We start from the raw sequence: 4,509 nt of genomic DNA, 5'->3' as shown, positions 1-4,509 counted from the left end.
CCGGCCGCGCACTCGCACGGGGCTGCCGGAGCCGGCCGCGACGTTCGCGCGCATCGCGCAGGAGTTCCGGCCGTTGCCGCCCGCGCCGTTCGCGATCTCGGTGCCGGCTGGCCTCACCGCGCCCGACGACGTATGGCGCCGCCTCGGCAACCGGCTGCGCGCACGCGGCGCGGGCGCGCCGTCCGGCTACGCCGATCCGCAAGGCGCGCTGCCGCTGCGCGCAGCGATCGCCGATTACGTGCGCCGCTCGCGCTCGGTGCGCTGCGAAGCCGATCAGGTCGTGATCACGAGCGGGACGCAACAGGGGCTCCATCTGGCGACGCAGGTCCTGCTCGGCGCACACGATCGCGCGTGGGTCGAGAATCCCGCTTACCGCGGCATCACGGCGCTGCTCGACAGCACGGGCCGCCGCGACGCGATGGTGCGCGTGCCCGTCGATGCGGACGGCATCGACGTCGACGCCGGCATGCGCGCAGCGCCCGATGCGCGCATCGCGTTCGTGACGCCGTCGCACCAGTATCCGCTCGGGATGCCGATGAGCATGGCGCGGCGCAATGCGCTGCTCGCCTGGGCGCGCGCGCATCGCGCGTGGATCGTCGAAGACGACTACGACAGCGAGCTGCGCTATGAAGGCCATCCGTTTCCGTCGCTGCAGGGGCTGGACCCCGAGCGCGTCGTCTATCTCGGCACGTTCAGCAAGGTGCTGTTTCCATCGCTGCGGCTCGGCTACGTGATCGCGCCGGACGATCTGGTGCCCGCGTTCTGCGGCGCACGCGTGCTGATGGATCGTCATGCGCCGACCGCCGATCAGTACGTGCTCGCTGCGTTCATCGCCGAAGGCCATCTCGACCGGCACATCCGTCGCGTGCGCGGCGTCTATGCGGAACAGCGCACGCTGCTGATCGACACACTCGGCGCACGGCTGCCGCGCGCGCTCGCCTGGGTGCAGCCCGGCGATCAGGGCATGCATGTCGTACTGTGGCTCGCCGTCGGCATCGACGATCTCGACGTCGTCGCACGCGCGGCCGACGCCGGCATCGCGGTGCGCGCGGTTTCGCCGATGTTCGCGCCGGGCACCGCGCGGCCCGGCCTCGTGCTCGGGTTCGGCGGATTCGGCCGCGCCCGGATGGAAGCCGCGGCGCAGCGGCTCGCCGAAGTGATCGTCGAGGCCGCCGGCGCGGCGCGCCGCCGACGCGCGCGGTAAATCGCGTGCCGGGTCGCGCACCGATACGTGCATGGCACCGCGGAAAGGTTGTCGGCGCGCAACAAACGTAATCGTCTGTAAATCCTGCAAGCGAAACGCCGTTTGCGCCGCATTCGCCGCGCGCGCGTTTGCTAGCATCGCGGCTTTTTCCGCCCTCCCGCCGTGAATCGCTTCGTGTCGTTCCTTCGCCTCGCACTGGCGCGCTGCCGCGCGCGCGTCGCGCCGTTCGCCGCCGGCTGCGCGGCCCGCCTGCGCGCAGCGCTGCGCGGCGCCGCACACGCGCTTCGCCATCCGACGCGCCGCGGCATTGCGCTGACGCTCGCCGCGATACCGACGCTCGCGGTGCTGGTGCTGCTCGCGTTCGTGCCGTTCACGCCGAGCATCGGCGACATCCGCAAGGCACGCATCGAGCGGCCCGCACGCGTGCTGTCGGCCGACGGCAAGCTGATCGCCGAGTTCCGGCCGGTCAACCGCGAATGGGTGCCGTTGAAGCTGATTTCGCCGCACACGGTCGACGCGTTGATCGCGACCGAGGATCGCCGCTTCTACGCGCACCACGGCATCGACTGGCGCCGCACGCTCGCGGCCGCGTTGCACACGTTCGGCGGCGAGCGCCAGGGCGGCTCGACGATCACGCAGCAGCTCGCGCGCAATCTCTATCCGGACGAAGTCGGCCGCGCGCCGACGCTCACGCGCAAACTGAAAGAGCTCGTCACTGCGTTCAAGATCGAGATGGTGTACAGCAAGGCCGAGATTCTCGAGACCTATCTGAACACGGTGCCGTTCCTCTACAACGCCTACGGCGTCGAGATGGCCGCGCGGACCTACTTCGGGAAATCCGCGGACCAGCTCGACGTCGTCGAAAGCGCGACGCTCGTCGGGATGCTGAAGGGCAACAGCTACTACAACCCGGTGCTGAATCCCGAACGCGCATTGCAGCGTCGCAACGTCGTGCTCGAGCAGATGGCGAAGGCCGGCATGCTGTCGGCGAGCGAACTCGCGCGGCTGCAGCGCCGGCCGCTGCGCGTCGACTTCGAACGGCAGACGGCCGAGCCGGGCCTCGCGCCGCATTTCGCGGTGCAGGTCCGCAAATGGCTGATCGCGTGGGCCGACAGCCACGACTACGATCTGTACTCCGACGGCCTCGTGATCCGCACGACGCTCGACGCGCGTCTGCAGCAGATGGCCACGCGCGCGCTCGTGCAGCAGACCGACCGCTTGCAGGCCGTCGCCGACGCCGCCTGGCGCGGCCCGTCGGGATGCGGGCTGCGCAACGCGCTGTTCCGCGGCTTCATCCGGCAGACGCCCGATTACCGCGACGCGCGCGACGCGGGGCTCACCGATGCGGCCGCGCTGACGCAGCTCGGCGCGAACCGCGCGTTTGTGCGCGCGCTATGCGAGCGCAAGACACAGGTGCAGGCCGGCTTCGTCGCGATCGATCCGCGCAACGGCGCGATCCGCGCGTGGGTCGGCAGCCCCGATTTCGGCGACGAGCCGTTCGACCACGTCGAGCAGGCGCGGCGCCAGCCGGGCTCGACGTTCAAGCCGTTCGTCTACGGCGCCGCGTTCGCGGACGGCGCCCGGCCGAGCGACACGTTCGTCGATCGCGACGTCGCGATTGCGCTCGGCGATGGCACTGTGTGGCGCCCCACCGACGCGGAGCCGCCGACCGGCGCGCCGATGACGCTGCGCGATGCGCTCGCGCTGTCGCGCAACCGGATCACCGCCCAGCTGATGCAGCGCGAAGGCTCGGCGAAGGTCGTGCGGCTCGCGCGCGCGATGGGCGTGCGCGACAGCCCGCTCGAGGCGGTGCCGTCGCTCGCGCTCGGCACGAGCCCCGTCACGCTGAAGGAGATGGTGTCCGCGTACGCGACGATCGCGAACCGCGGCGTCTATGTCGCGCCGCAGGCGATCACGCAGATCGAGGATCGCAACGGCAAGGTGCTCGCGCGCTTCGCCGACGCGCCGCCGCAGCGCGCCCTGCCGGCCGACGCGGCGCTCACGCTCGTCGACGTGATGCGCGACGTCGTCGACCGCGGCACGGGCGCCGACATCCGCACGCGTTACGGAATTCGCGGCGACGTGGCCGGCAAGACCGGCACGACGCAGGACAACGCCGACGGCTGGTTCATCCTGATGCATCCGCAGCTCGTCGCGGGTGCGTGGGTCGGCTTCGACGACGGCAGCGTGACGCTGCGCAGCGACTACTGGGGTGCGGGCGCGCACAGCGCGTTGCCGATCGTCGGTGCGTTCTATGTCGACGCGCTGCGTGCACGCGCGATCGATCCGCACGCGCAGCTCTCGCCCGATTTCCGCCCGCGCGCCGCGCCGGCATCCGCGCCGAAGCGGCGCGTGCATCCGGGCCTGTTCGACTGGCTGCGACTGTTCCGCTAGCGCGTCAGTCCGCCGTATCGCCGCCCTTCGGCAGCTTCGACCACGCGCCGCGGCCCGGCAGGGGCGACCACGCGGGGCGCGTCTTGCGCGCGCTGTCGATCACGACCAGATAGCGGCCGGCGATCGGCGAGATCTCGCGGTCGCCGCGCAGCACCCACAGCGACTTGCCGGCCTCGACGCGCGCCTGATAGTCGTCGTCGAGAATTCCGTGCCGGTCGAGGAACGTGTTGAGCGACGCGGGAATCCGCACGCAGCCCTTCGAGTGGCGGATGCCGAGCAGCGGCTCGAGCCGATCGGGATCGGTCGCATGCATCTGAAAGCGCATCGCCGACTTGCCGCCCTTGCCCCAGCCGCGCTCGCCGTCGATCCAGCCGAAGTCGAAGATGCGCATGTCGCGGTGGCCGTAGCCGCGAATGCCGTTCTCGTTCGTCGTGCCTTCCGCGCGGAAGTCCATGTGGTCCGGCGAATGATGGAACACGCCGAGCGGCGTCAGGAAGTGATCGTACTGGCCGGGCAGCCCCGTCGCGACCGGCGCGGCGCCGATCAGCAGCCACGCGTTCGCGGGCGTCGCGCGGAAGTAGATGAACAGCGCCTGCACGTTCGGCGCGCGATCGACCATCGCCACGTATTCGCCGGCCAGATCCGCGAGATCGGCGGCGGCGAGTGCGCGCTGAAGCCGTTCGCCGTACGCGCGCTGTTCGTTCGCGGGCACGTTCAGGCGACGCGTGACTTCCTGCGCGAAGCGCTTGCGCATGTCGAGCGCGCGGGCCGTCGCGCTTTCGGCTTCGTGGGCGGACAGCGGCGGATGCCGGCGCGGCGGCGTCGGTGCCGCCTCGCTGGCCGGCGTTTCGGATGCGGCCGATGCGGGTGTCGCGCCGGATGCGCCGGACGCGCCGGACGCGCCGGACGCG

The 4,509-nt window shown here is 71.3% G+C and carries 3 protein-coding genes; 2 read left to right on the top strand and 1 reads right to left on the bottom strand.

All coding sequences use genetic code 11. The features are described from left to right. The coding region (locus HMPREF3115_RS20410; protein WP_070555787.1) for a MocR-like pyridoxine biosynthesis transcription factor PdxR at positions 1 to 1,204 on the top strand (1,204 nt) is incomplete at its 5' end. Between the two features lie 162 nt (positions 1,205 to 1,366). After that, a complete protein-coding gene (locus tag HMPREF3115_RS20405; RefSeq protein ID WP_070555786.1) occupies positions 1,367 to 3,598 on the top strand; it encodes a penicillin-binding protein 1A in 2,232 nt (743 codons plus the stop codon). 4 nt (positions 3,599 to 3,602) lie between these two features. Here HMPREF3115_RS20405 and HMPREF3115_RS20400 read toward each other — a convergent pair. Further along, the coding region (locus tag HMPREF3115_RS20400; protein ID WP_070555784.1) for a hypothetical protein at positions 3,603 to 4,509 on the bottom strand (907 nt) is incomplete at its 5' end.

The organism is Burkholderia sp. HMSC10F09 (genome assembly GCF_001806955.1).
Classification (GTDB): Bacteria; Pseudomonadota; Gammaproteobacteria; order Burkholderiales; family Burkholderiaceae; genus Burkholderia; species Burkholderia multivorans.
Note: the sequence above shows the minus strand (reverse complement) of the source record. Positions and strands in the feature narration are given on the sequence as shown.